Source organism: Candidatus Phytoplasma luffae, assembly GCF_018024475.1.
In the GTDB taxonomy this organism is placed as follows: Bacteria; Bacillota_I; Bacilli_A; order Acholeplasmatales; family Acholeplasmataceae; genus Phytoplasma; species Phytoplasma luffae.
Genome location: NZ_CP054393.1, coordinates 345,149 through 361,393, shown reverse-complemented (window position 1 = coordinate 361,393; position 16,245 = coordinate 345,149). Strand labels below are relative to the sequence as shown.

19 protein-coding genes and 1 pseudogene are annotated in these 16,245 nt (G+C 25.3%); all 20 read left to right on the top strand.

Translation table 11 applies throughout. The features are described 5' to 3' along the window. The first annotated feature begins 57 nt into the window (after positions 1-57). Complete coding sequence (locus LFWB_RS01770) at positions 58-597, top strand: helix-turn-helix domain-containing protein (protein ID WP_210954498.1); 540 nt, start codon at positions 58-60, stop codon at positions 595-597. A gap of 24 nt (positions 598-621) precedes the next feature. Then, positions 622-1,392, top strand: coding sequence for a triose-phosphate isomerase (tpiA, locus tag LFWB_RS01765; RefSeq protein WP_210954499.1), 771 nt, complete (start codon positions 622-624; stop codon positions 1,390-1,392). 77 nt (positions 1,393-1,469) lie between these two features. After that, a complete protein-coding gene (locus tag LFWB_RS01760) occupies positions 1,470-3,680 on the top strand; it encodes an ATP-dependent helicase (RefSeq protein ID WP_210954500.1) in 2,211 nt (736 codons plus the stop codon). Positions 3,681-3,906: 226 nt separating this feature from the next. After that, positions 3,907-4,527, top strand: a complete 621-nt coding sequence (locus LFWB_RS01755) for a sigma-70 family RNA polymerase sigma factor (RefSeq protein WP_210954482.1) — start codon at positions 3,907-3,909, stop codon at positions 4,525-4,527. A 4-nt stretch (positions 4,528-4,531) separates the two neighbouring features. Beyond that, positions 4,532-4,855, top strand: coding sequence for a single-stranded DNA-binding protein (locus LFWB_RS01750; protein ID WP_210954483.1), 324 nt, complete (start codon positions 4,532-4,534; stop codon positions 4,853-4,855). Between the two features lie 15 nt (positions 4,856-4,870). After that, positions 4,871-5,161 (top strand): HU family DNA-binding protein, encoded by a 291-nt coding sequence (locus LFWB_RS01745; protein WP_210954484.1) that lies wholly within the window; start codon positions 4,871-4,873, stop codon positions 5,159-5,161. Between the two features lie 12 nt (positions 5,162-5,173). Further along, on the top strand, positions 5,174-5,614 hold the full coding sequence (locus tag LFWB_RS01740) for a hypothetical protein (RefSeq protein WP_210954485.1): 441 nt from the start codon (positions 5,174-5,176) through the stop codon (positions 5,612-5,614). Continuing rightward, the gene (locus tag LFWB_RS01735) at positions 5,607-5,831 is read left to right on the top strand and encodes a hypothetical protein (RefSeq protein WP_210954908.1); all 225 of its coding nucleotides are present in this window, start codon (positions 5,607-5,609) and stop codon (positions 5,829-5,831) included. Before LFWB_RS01740 ends, LFWB_RS01735 begins: the two co-directional genes overlap by 8 nt. Then, the gene (locus LFWB_RS01730) at positions 5,832-6,467 is read left to right on the top strand and encodes a YqaJ viral recombinase family nuclease (protein ID WP_210954501.1); all 636 of its coding nucleotides are present in this window, start codon (positions 5,832-5,834) and stop codon (positions 6,465-6,467) included. 114 nt (positions 6,468-6,581) lie between these two features. Then, a complete protein-coding gene (locus LFWB_RS01725; RefSeq protein WP_210954487.1) occupies positions 6,582-6,878 on the top strand; it encodes a hypothetical protein in 297 nt (98 codons plus the stop codon). Then, the gene (locus LFWB_RS01720) at positions 6,878-7,483 is read left to right on the top strand and encodes a hypothetical protein (protein ID WP_210954488.1); all 606 of its coding nucleotides are present in this window, start codon (positions 6,878-6,880) and stop codon (positions 7,481-7,483) included. Before LFWB_RS01725 ends, LFWB_RS01720 begins: the two co-directional genes overlap by 1 nt. Positions 7,484-7,551: 68 nt before the next feature. Beyond that, on the top strand, positions 7,552-8,748 hold the full coding sequence (locus tag LFWB_RS01715; protein ID WP_210954909.1) for an AAA family ATPase: 1,197 nt from the start codon (positions 7,552-7,554) through the stop codon (positions 8,746-8,748). A 3-nt stretch (positions 8,749-8,751) separates the two neighbouring features. Next, positions 8,752-9,591 (top strand): DNA double-strand break repair rad50 ATPase, encoded by an 840-nt coding sequence (locus LFWB_RS01710; protein ID WP_210954503.1) that lies wholly within the window; start codon positions 8,752-8,754, stop codon positions 9,589-9,591. Between the two features lie 23 nt (positions 9,592-9,614). Beyond that, the gene (locus LFWB_RS01705) at positions 9,615-9,980 is read left to right on the top strand and encodes an SVM family protein (protein ID WP_210954504.1); all 366 of its coding nucleotides are present in this window, start codon (positions 9,615-9,617) and stop codon (positions 9,978-9,980) included. Between the two features lie 199 nt (positions 9,981-10,179). Continuing rightward, on the top strand, positions 10,180-10,338 hold the full coding sequence (locus LFWB_RS01700; RefSeq protein ID WP_210954505.1) for a hypothetical protein: 159 nt from the start codon (positions 10,180-10,182) through the stop codon (positions 10,336-10,338). Next, positions 10,322-11,902 carry a hypothetical protein gene (locus LFWB_RS01695; protein ID WP_246454240.1) on the top strand — a complete coding sequence of 527 codons (1,581 nt, stop codon included), beginning with the start codon at positions 10,322-10,324 and terminating at the stop codon, positions 11,900-11,902. The genes LFWB_RS01700 and LFWB_RS01695 overlap by 17 nt, the downstream gene beginning before the upstream one ends. Before the next feature lie 47 nt (positions 11,903-11,949). Then, positions 11,950-12,597: pseudogene (gene tmk / locus LFWB_RS01690) on the top strand (dTMP kinase); the annotation flags it as partial. Between the two features lie 173 nt (positions 12,598-12,770). Next, the gene (locus tag LFWB_RS01685) at positions 12,771-13,400 is read left to right on the top strand and encodes a hypothetical protein (RefSeq protein WP_210954507.1); all 630 of its coding nucleotides are present in this window, start codon (positions 12,771-12,773) and stop codon (positions 13,398-13,400) included. Then, positions 13,390-14,871, top strand: coding sequence for a replicative DNA helicase (locus LFWB_RS01680; RefSeq protein WP_210954508.1), 1,482 nt, complete (start codon positions 13,390-13,392; stop codon positions 14,869-14,871). The genes LFWB_RS01685 and LFWB_RS01680 overlap by 11 nt, the downstream gene beginning before the upstream one ends. An 11-nt stretch (positions 14,872-14,882) precedes the next feature. Continuing rightward, a complete protein-coding gene (locus tag LFWB_RS01675) occupies positions 14,883-16,211 on the top strand; it encodes a toprim domain-containing protein (RefSeq protein ID WP_210954509.1) in 1,329 nt (442 codons plus the stop codon). Positions 16,212-16,245 lie beyond the last annotated feature (34 nt).

Here is a 16,245-nt window from a genome sequence, read left to right as displayed (position 1 = left end):
GTTGTTTTTAATTATTATTAATCGAAATTAAAAGTTCAAATAAGGAAACAAATATTAGTGAATATAGGTTCGCAAATCAGAAAACTCAGAATAAGTAAAAAATTAACTCAAAAACAATTAGCAGAAAAAATTAATGTAACTAACGGATATATTTCACAAATTGAAAATAATTTAATTTCTCCTTCTTTAAAAATTTTATTCGCTTTATTAAAAATTTTTAAAATGACAGCAGCAGAATTTTTTAAACAAAAAAAAAATATAGAATTGATTCATAAAAAAAATGATTTTTTTGTAGAAAAAAATCCTAAATTAAAAAATACCACTTTTCATCTTTTCCCTTCGATAACCAAATATAATATTGAACCAATTATTATAGAAATAGAATATCAAGGACAAACAACTATGAATAATAAACCCAAAGAAGATATATTTGGTTTTGTTTTGGAAGGGGAAGTGCTTTTAATTTTGAATAAAATACAATATTTTTTGAAAAAAGGGGATGCTTTTTATTTATCTACAGACAAAAAATATTATTTATTAAATGATAAACCTGAAACAGTTAAAATATTAAAAGTTCTATCTTCTTTTTATGAGTAAATGGAAATAAAGGAAAAAATTTAAATGAAAAAAATAATTATCGCGGGCAATTGGAAAATGAACAAATGCAAAGATGAAGCTTTAAATTTTGTATACCAAATAAACAATAAAGTCCCTGATAGAAAAAAAGTAGAAACAATAATCTTCCCTCAAACAATTTTGTTAGATGTTTTATCCCAAATAGAAGGCAAAAATTTAAGAATCGGCGCTCAAAATGTTTTTTATAAAAATTCAGGTTCTTATACAGGAGAAAATTCTCCTTTAAGTATACATTTTTTAGGTATTAAATACGCTTTAGTAGGACACTACGATAGAAGAACTCTTTTTAATGAAACTGACGAAATAGTTAATTTAAAATTAAAAGAACTTTTAAAATTAGATATTTATTCTATTGTATGTATAGGAACAAATGTCAATTCTAATGAAGAAAAAAATGATGAAAATTTATTATATTCTCAATTAGAAAAAATCTTTTTCGATGTTACAGAAAATAAAATAGATAAAATTATATTAGCTTATGAGCCTTCTAATTCTATAGGAACAGGAGAAAGTATGAACCCTATAAAAGCTAATGAAATTATTTCAAAAATTCGTGAAAAAATATCTTCTTTATTTTCGAAAGAGGCATCTAAAAAAATAAGAATTATTTATGGCGGTTCTACTAATAAATCAAATATTGAAGATTTTTTAAAACAAAAAGAAATAGATGGTGTTTTAGCAGGCAAAAGTTCTTTAAATATAGATGATTTTTTATTTTTTACTCAAGTTGCTTCGGAAATATCCAAAATTAAATAAAAAGTTTTGATATTTTTTTAAAAAATATAATAATAAAATATTAATATTAATAAATTTTTACAGGAATTCTAACAAATATGAATGAAACTAAGTCACAAAATTTAAATCAAAATCAATTAGAAGCTGTTTTTTCTAAAGAAAAAGCTATTTATTTACATGCTGGTGCTGGAACTGGAAAAACAACCACCCTCACAAGAAGAATTCTTTATTTGATAAATGATTTGAATATAAAAGCTGAAAATATTTTAGCAATCACTTTTACAAATAATGCTGCTCAAGAAATGAAAGAACGTTTAAAAAAAAATGTTGATCCAAAAAATTTTGATAACTTGACCATTTCAACTTTTCATTCATTAGGATATCAAATTTTAAGAAAAAATATTTCTAAATTAAATTTAGATTTAGGAAATAATCTTTATATCGCTGACGAAAGTAAAAGTCAAAGCGTTATTAAAGATATAATTAAAAAATTAAATTTAGATAAAGAACGTTTTAAATATAGTCGTCTGAAAAAAAATTTTGCTAAAATAAAAAATAATGAAGTTAAAAAGAAAATTTTAAATGAATTAGAACAAAAAATGCAAAACGAGGAATGGTTTACTCCTTATGATGATTATACTTATGATAATTTATCTTCTGAAGAAAAACAAATTTTTAATTTATATAAAGAGTTTTTGAAAAAAAATAATTTATTAGATTTTAATGATTTGTTGATTTATAGTTACCAATTGTTACAAAAAGATAAATCAATTACTTCCTTTTATAATGAAAAATTTAAATATATTCTAATAGATGAGTTTCAAGATATTGATTTGATCCAATATAATATAATAAAATTAATAGGAAAAAATAATTTTATTTTTGTAGTCGGAGACCCAAATCAAAATATATATAGTTTTAGAGGAGCTAATATTTTATGCAATGAATTATTTATTAGAGATTTTAAAGCTCATAAAATAAATTTAAATTTTAATTATCGTTCTACTCAAAATATTTTAGATAAAGCTAATCTTTTAATTCAAAATAACCACAATCCTAAAGATAAAAGTTTCCAAAATGTTTTAAAAAACAATTCTTTTATAGGGGAACCAGTTATTTATAAACATTTTATAAATGAAAATCAAGAAGCTGAATTTATTTCTGAAACAATTAAAAAATTAATATCTAAACATCATTACAATTATCACGATATAATTATTTTATATAGAATGAACCAATTATATAAACATATTGAAAATATTTTTATAACAAAAAATATTCCTTACATAGCTCAAAACGTAACTTCTTTATATCAACAAACAGTAGTAAAAGATTTTGTTTCTTATTTAAAAGTTTTAATGGATCCGAATAATGACATTGATTTAAAAAGAATTATCAACGTTCCATCTCGTAAAATAGGAATAAAAACAATAAATAAATTAGAACAAATGGCTAATGAAAAAAATATTTCATTGTTTCAAGCTATGCAAAATTTATCAGATGATGATAATATCAAACCTAAAATTAATAATTTTTTAAATTTATTTTATGATTTACAAAAAATTTTTTCTGATGAAAATCAATGTAATTTAGATAATGTTATTAAGTTGATAAACGAAAAAATTAATTACTCCGAACTTTTATCACAAAAAACAAATAATAAGGATTCAAATTCTCAAAAAGATAAAATTATAGATAGATTGAATAATTTACAAAAAATTTTCTCTATTGAAAATGAAGAACAAAAAACAGGTTCTTTTTTGGAAAAATTAAATATATTATTAAACAAAATATCTTTAAGTTCGAATGAAAATCAAACAGAACAAAGTAACAAAGTTCTTTTATCGTCGATTCATAAAGCAAAAGGATTAGAATTTAAAATTGTTTTCGCAATAGGGTGGGAACAAAATATATTTTTCAATTCAGATGAGAATAAAAAAAAGAACGTAGAAAAAGAAGAAAGACGTATCGCCTATGTAGCTATTACAAGAGCGAAAGAATTATTATATATCACAAGTGTTAAAAATAGATTTTTAAAAGGTAAACATATTATTAACGAACCTATATGTTTTTTAAAAGAAATGAAATTATTTTCTGATAATTCTTTCACCAATAAAAATCATAAATTTAATCAATATCAAACAAAAAAAAATAATATTTATCAAGATGGCGACCGGGTTCAACATAATAAATTCGGACAAGGAATTGTCATATCAGCGACCAATGATTTATTAACAATATCTTTTAAGCTACCACATAAAATCAAACAAATTTTAATAACTCACCCTTCTTTAACTAAAATAAAATAAAAATAATATTAAAAAAGATATTTTTTTAATATTGATTTAAAAAGAATAAAAGCGATTTAGGTAAATTAAATAATAACTTGGATAATATGAGGTATTCCAAAACTTTAGACACTTTTTGTTTTTTAAAATTTCTTTAAGGCTAACTATTAAGTTAGTCTTTTTTTATTCTCTAAGAATAAAATTAATTTTCATATCTTTTCTAAAAACGTTTTTAGAAAGGGATTAAATGTTAAGAAAAAAATTATTTAAAGATTTTTTAAAAAATAAAAAGAATTTAGAAATAAGAGATCAATTAATTGATCTTCATTTGCCATTAATAAATAAAATTGTTGGTAAATTTAAATATTATCCTAAATTGCTCCAAAAACAAGATTTATATCAAGAAGGAGTTTTAGGATTAACGAAAGCCCTAAGTAATTACCAAGATTTAGGTTATGACTTTATCGCCTATGCAAAACCAACAATTAAATCTGAAATCAATGAACTAATAAGAAAAAGTTATTCTCCTTCAATCCCACAAAAATCTACTAAACCAAACAATATTAGTTTTCAAGAAGAAAAATATCAACCTTATAAAATCAGCAACCCCAATCCTCATCAATTATGGTTAAAACAAACAAATCACGAATGTTTGTTAAAAAAACTAAAAAAGAAATTAAGTAAAACAGGATTTAATATTATTTGTTTAAGTTTTGGTATCACTTTAGACAACATCAACGAAACTTATCAACGACCTCATACCAACCAAGAGATCGCGCTAAAAATAAATTTAAAACTTCAAACAATAATCAACATCAAAAAAATAGCTATTCTAAAATTAAAACCTAAAAAACCAATGGAGAAATAAAAAAATGTTAAATAAAGTTCAATTAATCGGCCGCATCACTAACGCCCTAGAATCACAATACATTCATATTAATAATGAACAAATCACAAAAATTGATTTCAACTTAGCTATCAACAATAAAGATAAAGTTCAATTCATCCACTGTGTTGCCTTTCGTAATCAAGCAGAAAACATGAGTAAATATTTACACAAAGGTTCAAAAATATATATAGAAGGAACATTATCTATTCAAAAATACACTAATAACGAAAACCAAAACAAAACCAATACTAAAGTTATTTTAAACAATGTTATCTTTTTAGATAATAACCCCCCAACCCAAAATTAAAAAGGAGTCACTAAAATGACAAAAAAAGAATTAATCAAAACTATCGCAGTAATGCATAAAACTTCGGTTACTCAAACCCAAGATTTTTACAACTCGTTCGAAAATGCTTTAATCAAAGCAATCACATCCAACGAAGAAGTGGTATTATCACCTTCAATTGGCAAATTCATCTTAAAATCAAGAAAAGCCCGCGTGGGAAGAAACCCCCAAACAGGTAAAAAACTCAAAATCCCTACAAAAACTGTGGTAAATTTTAAACTTTCTAAAACTATTAAAGATGAAGTCAAAAACCTTAAATTAAAATAAGGAGAATAAATTATGTTTATTTTTTCATTATTTGCAACAATTAGCAATTTTATCTTAAATTACTCTAAAGGATTTAGCACTACCGAAATCCTTGAACGAAGAATAGACGGAATCCAAACAACGATTTTCACTATTCTTATTGTCTCTGGTTTCAAACCTATTTTTAAATTAATTGCAAATATTTTGATTTTCGTCAAAGATTTGATTTTAGGCCTCTTTTTCCCCAACAAAAAACTCCAAAATTTAGAAATCCAAAACGCCAAACAAGAATATTTAGAAAAACAGTTATTAAAAAAACTAGATAAAATAAATGAAAACCAAGAAAAACTCCAATCCCAATTAGAAGTGCAAAAAGTAAAAGTTGCTCATTGGCAAGAGAAAAAAGCAAGAAAAAAAATACTAAAATTAAAAAACAACAACAAACCTCACGGAAAGGAAAATGAAAATGAATGAACTTAATTTCGCCATTGGATTTATCGTTGGCGCCCTATTCGCAACTGCTTTAATGTTTATTATCAAAAAAATCTTTTTTAATTTTTTTCCATTACCAGAAATTAATAAAACAGATGAAACTAAAAAAGATAACAAACCCAATAAATCATCTTCAATTATTCCAAACCCAAATAACAATTCAAAAGAAAAAAATAATTTAGAAAGTGAAAATAATTAAATGAAAATTAATAATTTAAACCAACGAACTTCTGAGTGGTATAATCATCGCAAAAAATATATCAATGCCTCTGAAATAGGAAGTATTACAGGAAATGACAAATTTAGAAGTTTAGAACAATTAATACATGACAAAATATTTGGAACAACATTTACAAGCAATAAATTCACCGAACACGGCAACAAAACCGAACCCCTAGCGAGAACTTTTTTTGAAAAAATAACTAATCTAAAATTCCCTGATACCATCTTTACTGATGATACTTTAGATATGTTTTCTGCAAGTCTTGACGGTTATAACGAACAAACCAACACTTTATTAGAAATTAAATGTCCTTATGTAGATGAAAATAACAACATCTCCTCTACTTGGAATGGTTTCTTTTCACATAAAAAAATCCCTTCTAATTACTGGGCGCAAGTTCAATGTCAATTATATTGTTCTCAATCTAAATTCGCTTATTTCTTTGTTTATTTTAATGACACTAATTATCATGTTGTTAGGGTTTATCAAGATAATAATTTTATTAACCAAATGATTGCAGACGGCAAAAAGTATTTAGAATTATTAAAACTCAATAAACAAGAATTACAACAGACAACTTATTTAAAAAAATTAAGTAAATTTAAAATATAAAAAAAAGAAAGGAAACTAAAAATGAAAATCCAAAAAAACCAAAAATAATTATTAAGAAAAAAACAATTTAGAAAGTAACAAAGAAATAAATAATTAATACAAAGGAGAAAAAACATGTCAAAAAAAATAATTATCACTAAAAAACCAAATAAAAAATTAACCAAAACCCAAAACCCAAATCAAAAAATATCAATCCCAGAAACAAAAAAACTCAATCATCACATTTCACCCCCAACTCCTAATATCAATAAACTAAATTTATTAAAAATAATTACTTATTTAACTATCATTTTATATTTTATTTTACATGTCAACGTTATTTATTACCAAAACCAAATCCCTTGGTTAACAACAGGAATCAATAATTTTATTGATTTAATTAAAACAATTTTTTCAGGAGGAAACAAATAATGAAAACACAAAATAAAAATAAAATATTAATTATCATAACATTTGTAATTGTTCTATTTTTCTCAATTATCTCAATTTATGCTTTAAACGATTACTTTAACAAACAAAGAAAAGAAAAAATAAATTTAATAAATGATTTTCCTATTTTCACTGTTGAACGAACGGGTGGCAACAACGAAAATCAAATACTTTTGCCGATTTCAATTCCTAACTTAAGCCAAAAAAAATACAATCACTTAATTACTATCGAACACGAAGCAATCCTTAACTCAAATGGAATAGATATTTCAATACCCTTATATTTAAAATTATCAACCCAATATAACACTAACCAATCCTTTAACAACCCAGAAAAATATTTAAACATAAGCCTCAAAGTTAATAACAATGATTATGACGACACAAAACGTCCCCAAATGATATTAAACGACAAAGGTATTGGAATTATTAAAATTCAAATTAGCATCGAACAAAAAGAAATCATCAATTCCAAAAACCCTCAATTAGAATTAATTTGTGATTACGAATTAGTCGATTCCCAAGGTAAATCTTTCGAAGGCGGAAATCAAACTATCGAAAACAAAATTGCTCAATTAGCAAAATAAAATATTAAAAGACTAAACAAAATTTGTATTAGTCTTTTTTTATTTTTCAGAAAGGTATTAATATGAAAATGAATATTAAAAAAAATCAAAATAAAAATTTAAATCCAACTAATTTAATAATAATCATTATAACATCTATCATTTTATTTTTAGGAATTCAAGTTTGGATCCACCATCAAGCTTTAATCGAAAATCAAACCCAAATCCTAAATCATCATAAAAGATTAGAAACCCAAAACAAAACTAACCAAGAAACTAAAAAATATTTAGAAGACCAAATAACTAAAAATAATTCATCACCAGAAAAAATTCAAACTTTTTCTTCATCAGAATTACAAGAAAAAACAATAATCCCGAACGATAACCAAGAAGAATTATTATTTAAACCTTCTAACAACAATAAATTCCCAGGATTCAACCAACTAATCGGTTTCAAAGAAGAAAAACAAGCATTAGATGGATTTATTGATTATCTCAACAACAAAGAAAACTACCAAAATATTGGAGAAATCGAATCTCCTCTAGGTATTTTAATGTATGGAGCCCCTGGAACAGGAAAAACCACTCTCGCAAGATCCTTAGCCAAAGAAACTAATTTACCCTTCTTTGAAGTAAGCAGCTCTTTATTCTCACAAAAATACAAAGGTATCGCCCCTCAATTAGTCAAAGATTTATTTATGACAGCTCGCGAAGAAGCAGCCCAAAACAATGGCGCAATCATCTTTTTAGATGAATGCGAAACTATCTTTACTGATTTAAGCACTTTAGAAACTGATTCAGAAATTGCCAATGTTGTGAATCAATTCAAAACTGAATTGACATCTTTTAAAAACAACCCTGAAAAACCTATTTTCATCATTGGAGCTACAAACCACATTAACCAAATCGATGATGCCATCAAATCAAGATTCACTTACAATATCGAAGTCAAACCAGGCAACAAAGAAGAAAGAAAACAATTCCTAGAATTTTTAATCAACAAACGTAAAAACCCTTATAGTGAAGAAGCCAAACAATACTTATATGAAGTCATTAACGAAGCTTTAGAAATATTACCGCCAAACCATCAATTCAAACAAGCCAATCGTACTTTGGAAAACCTCTTAAAAACAACAGTAACAATCTTTGCGAAAAACAGAGGTCAAGGTGAAACTAGAAGAAATGAAATCAACAAAGAAGATTTAAAACAAGCATATAAAATGATAATTTCCCCTAATATAAATATATTAGACCAAATAGAAAAAAACCAAAAAGGAGATGAATAATATATGTTAACACCATTTGACTTAATCAAAGGATTTTTATCATTTAAATCTTATTTCACCTGGTTTTTAATAGCCACTACCATCTTTAGTCTATTTGTTTTCTTTAAAAGAAAACTTTCACCCACTCAACAATCAACAACATCATGGAAAGGCTATTTAACTTATTTTTTAATTATAATTGGTATTTTAAGTTTCATTTATTTATGTTTCTTTCATAAAACAGAACCATCATCTAAATATGCAGGGCAATTAGTCAACAAAATCGACAAAGCCATCGATAAATACGAAAATACAATAAATAATTACAAAGGATTAAAAACTAATTGGGAAAGTGAATTAAAAAAATGTGAAGATGAATTAAAAGAACTCTACAATGCCCAAGAATCCTCCCAAAAACAAAAAGAACAAATCCATGAATTGTTAGAACAAAATGAAACAAAAATTAAAGAAATAAAAGAACAATTAAAAAACACAACAGGTAACATCACTATCTTAAAAGGCAAGCTAACTCAGTTAGAAAAAGATAAAGATGCCAAAGAAAAAGAAATTAAACAAAAACAAGAAGAAGAAAAATTAGCTTCTCCTGATGATAAAATTAGATTAAGAGCACAAATTGAAAAACTCCAAAATGAAGTAATAAAAATAGTTGGTGAAATCGGCAAAATCAACGTTCAAATTGGCATATTAGAAAGTGACCAAAAATTATACAAAAGTAGGTTAAAGGATTCTAAAGAATCCAAACAAGATTTAGAAAAACGATATAAAAATGCTGAATTACAATATAAAGATTTAATTATTTCTGGATTAAAAGAAATCTATGACATTACCTCGGCCGAGGAATAAATAAAAATAAGGAGTAATATATAATGTTAATAAAAAATAAATTACATCTTTTACCATTTTTTTTAATGAGTTGTTTAGGATTGTTTATCTTAATCACTATTAATCCAGTTATGGCAATGGATCCAAACCTTCCAGGAACTAGTAGTAATCAACCTGCTCATCAGAACTTCACCATTGAAGAAAACATAATTAATTTAAAACAAAAAATTTATTATAATGCAACCAAAATAACAAACATAGATAAAGCATTACAAGGAAGTATCACTGATGATGACAAAACAAATCTCTTAAAATTAAAAGAAAATCACAAAAGATTAATTGATAATCAAAAAGAACAATTAAAAACTTATAAAAACCTTTTAAAAAATTTAAATGATGAAGATAACTAAAATATTATCAACATAAAAATTATCTTATTTTGATTTATAAGACCCTTGAAAAGGTCTTTTTGGAACCATAATTATAAAATAATTAGACTCTTTAAATAAGAGTCTTTTTTTATTTCTATTAATATTAATAAGAAATGAATATCTTTATTAAATAAAAAAACAAAGGAGTTCAAGTAGTTTTAGTGAATTACATTAAAGTTTGGACCAATTAGAAAAAACATTAGATGAAGTTAGAAAACAATTAAATAATCGATTTGCTACCATGTTCGAAAACTTCGATAAATTAGATAAAAACATTGCTGAATTAGATAAAACAAGTAATAAAGCAGAGGATAAAATCGATGAAAACCAAAAATAAACCAAAAAAAGGAGGTAACCAATTATGTCAAAATCAATCAAAATTCCCTTTATCTAAATATTTCATCATTATTTATTTATTATTATTTTTGATTTGTTGTCCTTCTATCTCCGCTCATCCTTATTTTCATCATCAATCTAAATCAAAAATAAAACTATCTGACTACCAAACCCTTCAACAAGAATGGTTAGCCACTCAACCCAAAATGAAAAGATATGACATTCCTGTTTTATCTAAAGAAAGCATCCCTGATATCTTAAAATATTTTAATATCAAAGCTTATCTTTATGATATTTCAACTCCCTCCTACAATCCTTATGATTACACTTTCTTCGACGCTAAACTCAAAAACCCTCCTTCAGGTTTAATTGGGGCTTATTTCAAACCAAGACATAACCCTTTTAATATCAAATATCCTGATGAAGATGATGAATTCACCTTAGAAGAACTCCTTGATTACGGAATAGCCATCGAAGAAGCCTTTGTCTTTTGGGACGCAAAACAAAAACCTCAAGAAGAAAATGTAAATATAGAATTAATAATAATTGAAATGTTTGCTGACCAAAACAAAGAAGAAGCAATTAATAATTATTTAATCAAAAACAACATCATTAAAGAACCAAAACTAATTAAACTAGGTTGTTATAACGCAACACCTCATACTGGATTAGTATTGCCTTTACCTTTTGGAAAATTTTTATTTGAATTTGAAATTGATGCCATTTATTTTGATGACGGCATAAGGTTATTATCTGAAAATCGAAATATACAATCTCTAAGAAACCGATTAGAATGGAAACAAGAATTTCTACAAGAAGTTATAATAAAACAAAATTCATGTGAAGATACACATTTCAAAACTGTCTATCAAGAAAGCATTAATGAAATTAATGAAAGCATCAATCAAATAAAAGAAGATATTATTAAATCTCAATCATATACTATCGAAGACTTAACAAAACTCTCAAATGGTGCCAAAAACATCTATCTTTTCTTCCTTAATGTTCAAAAAAGAAAAAAAATTATTGAACTCCCTGACTCTTTAGACCCTTATCAAACTATCCGAGATTGGAAAAGAGAAAACAACCTTTATACTTTCCCTCCTTTAATAAAAGAAAGTGAATATAAAGAAGAAACAGAAAAGCGAAATTGGGATATTGAAATAACTTCTCCTTCTTATAAAAAAATAGATATTCCTTTTCAAATTAAAAAAATATTCCAATGTTTAGAAACTGATGATTGTATTTATTTTGTAGTTTGTAATGATACACTCCAAATTAAACTCGCCGAACAATATCGTAATGCTTATATAAATTGGTTAAAGCAATGTTACATTCAATATGGATGTTCTTATTCAGCTCAAGAAATAAGAAATAAATTTGGAAAAACATCGAGAATTATTTATGATGAAAACGGAAATACATGTTGGTATCAATATGTCCCAGGTTTTTTCTCTGATGATTGGATTGTTAATGGTCATAATTGTGTTGGTAATTCTAATATTTTTTATAATTTTTATAACACCACTCCCCCACCCAAAAGAATTGAATTAAGCTTTAAATAACAATTTAAAAGACTCTCTTGTAGAGTCTTTTTTTATTATCTAAAACCCAATTAAAGGAGAAAAAAATGAAACTTATAGTTTTTGAAGGACTAGATGGTAGCGGCAAAACAACTTTAATTCAAGAATTACAACAAAAACTAAAAAAACAAAAAATAAATAATAAAATTTATCAAGGTTTAGGAAGTAGTTCTATTGGAACAGAAATAAGAAATTTATTTTTAAATTATAACCAAGTTGATTACATTACTCGTTTTTATCTTAGCATCACTAATATGGCTCAAATCCAAAAAGAACTCATCTATCCTCATTTAAAACAAAATCAACTCATAATCTTAGACCGTTGGTTACCATCAACATATGCCTACCAATTATTTCCTTATCTTAAACAAACAAAATCTTGTTTCGATTTAAAAGAAATTTTTGATATCACTCATAAAAAATTATTTATTAAACCTCATTTATTAATTTATCTAGATATTAATCCTCTTATTGGTAAAGAAAGAAAACAAACCCAAAAAAACCATCAATTAGATATTATCGAACAAAAATCCTTAACTTATCACCAAACTGTCCATAAAGGTTATTATCATTATTTAACTCATTATCAAAACAATAAACAATTAATTCTAAATGGTATTGATTCCCTTCAATCAAATGTTACTAAAATTATGAAATTAATAAGAGATATAAAATGAAAAAAATCATAAAGAAAAAATGTCAAAACGGTAATTTATATATCTATTTTCGCAACGGCAAAATCAAAACAATTCATAAAGATGGAATTATTACTTGGCGTACTAAAAAAATCTATTAAAACAAACCAAAGACCCTCAAAAAGGGTCTTTTTTATTTAGAAAGGAATTTAAAAATGTTAACTAACCAAGAATTTATTAATATCAACCAATTAAATACCAACTCAAAATCAGTTCAAATCATAAAGCTTATTTTCAACAAAGCAACTTTGAATCTTACTATTGATAAATATATGAAAAGTAATCACATTCAATTAAATCATTATTTCGAAACCAACAACTTTTGTTCCCAATCCCAAAAATCAATTCGCGGAAAAATTAACGAATACCTGATTTTGCTTTATTTAAACCATAAAGGAATTAAATGTTTATATCCTAAATCATATTTATTTTTCATCCCCGACATCAAATTCGACTTGGTTTTATTCACACAAACCAAACGCATTATCGCCTTCAATTTCAAAACTTGCCTTCGTGAACGATACAAACAAGCCATCATTGAAGCACAACAACTAAAAAAACTAGACACTCGTTTTGAATATTATTTATTAACAAACGATGAAGTTGAAACTCAAAAACTCAATAATAAAATTAAAAACGGTAAAGTACAGTCAATTAATAAAGTAATTAATTTATTTTCTGATAATGCTAATCTCTTCTTAAAAACCTTACTAATGAATGAATTCATCACTTTTCCCAATATTAATTTAATTAAAAAGAAGGAGTTAAATAAAAATGTTAACTAACGAACACCAAGCCTTAATTCAAATTATTAATTACATCGAAAAAGGGGAGTGGAACAAATTAAAACTTTATTGTCAAATAATCAACCCTAAATATTTAACCAAATCCAATCACCAAAAAATATATAACGCTTTAAAATATTTATATTTAGAAAAAAAATCAACTCATCCTTGGGATAAAATCAAAACCAAAGAGACAATTATTAAAGAATTACTAACTTATCTTCAAACTCATTATCCTCAAGAAAATTTTAATAATGAATCTTTGATGTTTTTAAACAATAATAATATCCATAATGAACATCTTTTAGAAAATTTAAAACATACTTATACCCAAGAAACTTTATTTCAACAATTAATAAAAACAATCAACCCTTCTTTTGATAATCAAGATCTTTATCATAAGCATTTATACTACCAAGAAATCTTTGATAAATTAAGAAATTTTATTAATCTTATCCCAAACAAAAAAGATAAAACTTTATTAACCTTGAACCAAATGACAAAACTTTATCCCGAAGTCTTTGAAACCGACAACATTTCCAAACAAAAAATCCAAGAAGAATATTATCGTTTATCAGACACTTTCAAAGGATTAAACCAAGCCACTAAAGGGTTCAAAAAAGGTCAAATCATCACCATTGGAGGCTATACTGGTTTAGGTAAAACATCTTTTATCTATAATCTTCTTTTAGATTTAGCCAAAACTAAATACCAAGAAAACCAACATTATCCTTATATGTTGGTTTTTTCTTTTGAAATGACTTCAGAAGAAAACCTAAATCGTTTATTATCTAATCAAACTCAAATTCCTTTAGATGTTATTTTAGATAAAAATTTTGATAATATCACACAACAACACTATACGAAAAAGATGATACAAGCAAAACAATTTTTTACTAATATCAACTTATCTTTTAGTTATGACCAAGAAAAAAATATTAATTATATTGTTGATTTATTGTATCGTCTTCATTTAGAATCCAAAATAGAAATTGTAGTCATTGATCACCTTCAAATCACAAAAGCGAGTAATAAAATGGATAATGACCGTTTAGCCATTGATGAAATCATGACCAAAATTAAAGAAATCGCCATCGAATTAAAAATTGTCATTATCATTTTATCTCAATTTTCAAGAGATACTTATTCTAATTATAACGGAAAATCCCCAGAAATCACCGCACTAAAAGGCTCTGGCGGAATTGAAACCAATTCCGACATAGTATTAATTATGTCTGAATTTAACCCAAATATTAAAAAAAATACCACCAAACCCCTAAATATCTATACTTCAACCTTAAATCAACTATATTTAGAAGCTGATGACAATGATAATCAAAAAATAATTGAAGTAAATATTAAAAAAAATCGCAGCGGAACTAAAAAAACTTTAGTCTATCATTTTAAAATGACAACTCAAACTTTTCAAGAAGTAGGTTATGTTTTACCTTACCAAATAGAAGATTTTTAAGGAGTAAAAAAATGAATAATCAAGAAAAAATTAACTACATCAAAACTAATTTCCCCATGATAGTTTTATTAAAAAAATTAAACATCCTCCCATCAAACTTCAACAGCAAATATCGTTTTCCTTGTCCCATCCATCAAGGTCTAAATCCAACAACTTGTCATATAAATGATAACAATAACATTCACTGTTGGAAATGTTGTCGCGATTTTGACATTATTGATGTTTATAAAGAAATTCGTGGAATCACAAACTTTAACGATGCAGTCAAAAAGATTTTAAATTTTATGCATTCTCAAAAATTTGAAATCTTAACAAATAAAGAAAAAACTAACACCTCAATATCCTCCAACCCTTTCAAATTACAATATCATCCTCCCAAACCCCATAACCCAATAGATGAAACAGAAATTAATATCAAAAAAACACAATTATTCAAAGAAATATCTCCCTTATTTAATCAAATAAGAGATTATTATAATTATTTGTTAACATCCAATCAAAATGATGAAAGGAAAATAGGATTAGATTATTTAACACAAAAGCGCCAATTAAATTTAGAAACAATTAAAGAATTTAAATTAGGTTATGCTCCATTATCAAATAAACCATTATCTTTTAGATTAATCAATTTCTTAAAAAAGAAAAATGTTAATATTGATAAATTAGTAGAATATGGTTTTATCAAAGAAAAAACTAATTTCAAAGGAAAAAAATATTATCATGATACTTTTCATGGTTCTATCATTATCCCGATTGAAAATGGATATGCTAAAACATTTCACTTTTATCAAAACCATTTTTGCGATACTAGCTATTTTCAACCCAAATATCAATCTCTTAATAATTTCAGCCAAACCCCCACTTTTCATTTTAGTTATCGTTTCTTTGAAGCATTCCCTTGCATTAAACAAACTAAAATTATGATTGTTCATGAAGGCTTTTTTGATGTCATTAGTTGTTGGCAAAATGGAATTAAAAACGTTGTGGGATTAATTTGTGTCACACAATTATTTTCTCAAACACAAATAGACATTCTTAAAAAAGAAAATATTAAAATCATTATTGCCTTAGACAATGACGAAACAGGAAAAAAACGTAGTGAATTATTAGGTGAACAATTAAAAAAAGAAAATATTATCTATGAAATTAGACACATTTTACCACCTTATAATCAAACTTGTAAAGATGTCGATGATTTATTTAAACAATATGGAATCCAAGCTTATCAAAAATGTTTCTTAGACCCATATATTTCTTACGAAGCGGCCAAAAAGAAACAAATAGTAGATTTAGCTATATATTACTTTGGCAAAGATAAAGTAGAAGTAATTAACGAATAATTTATTAATTAATTTAAAAAAAGGAGAAATAAAA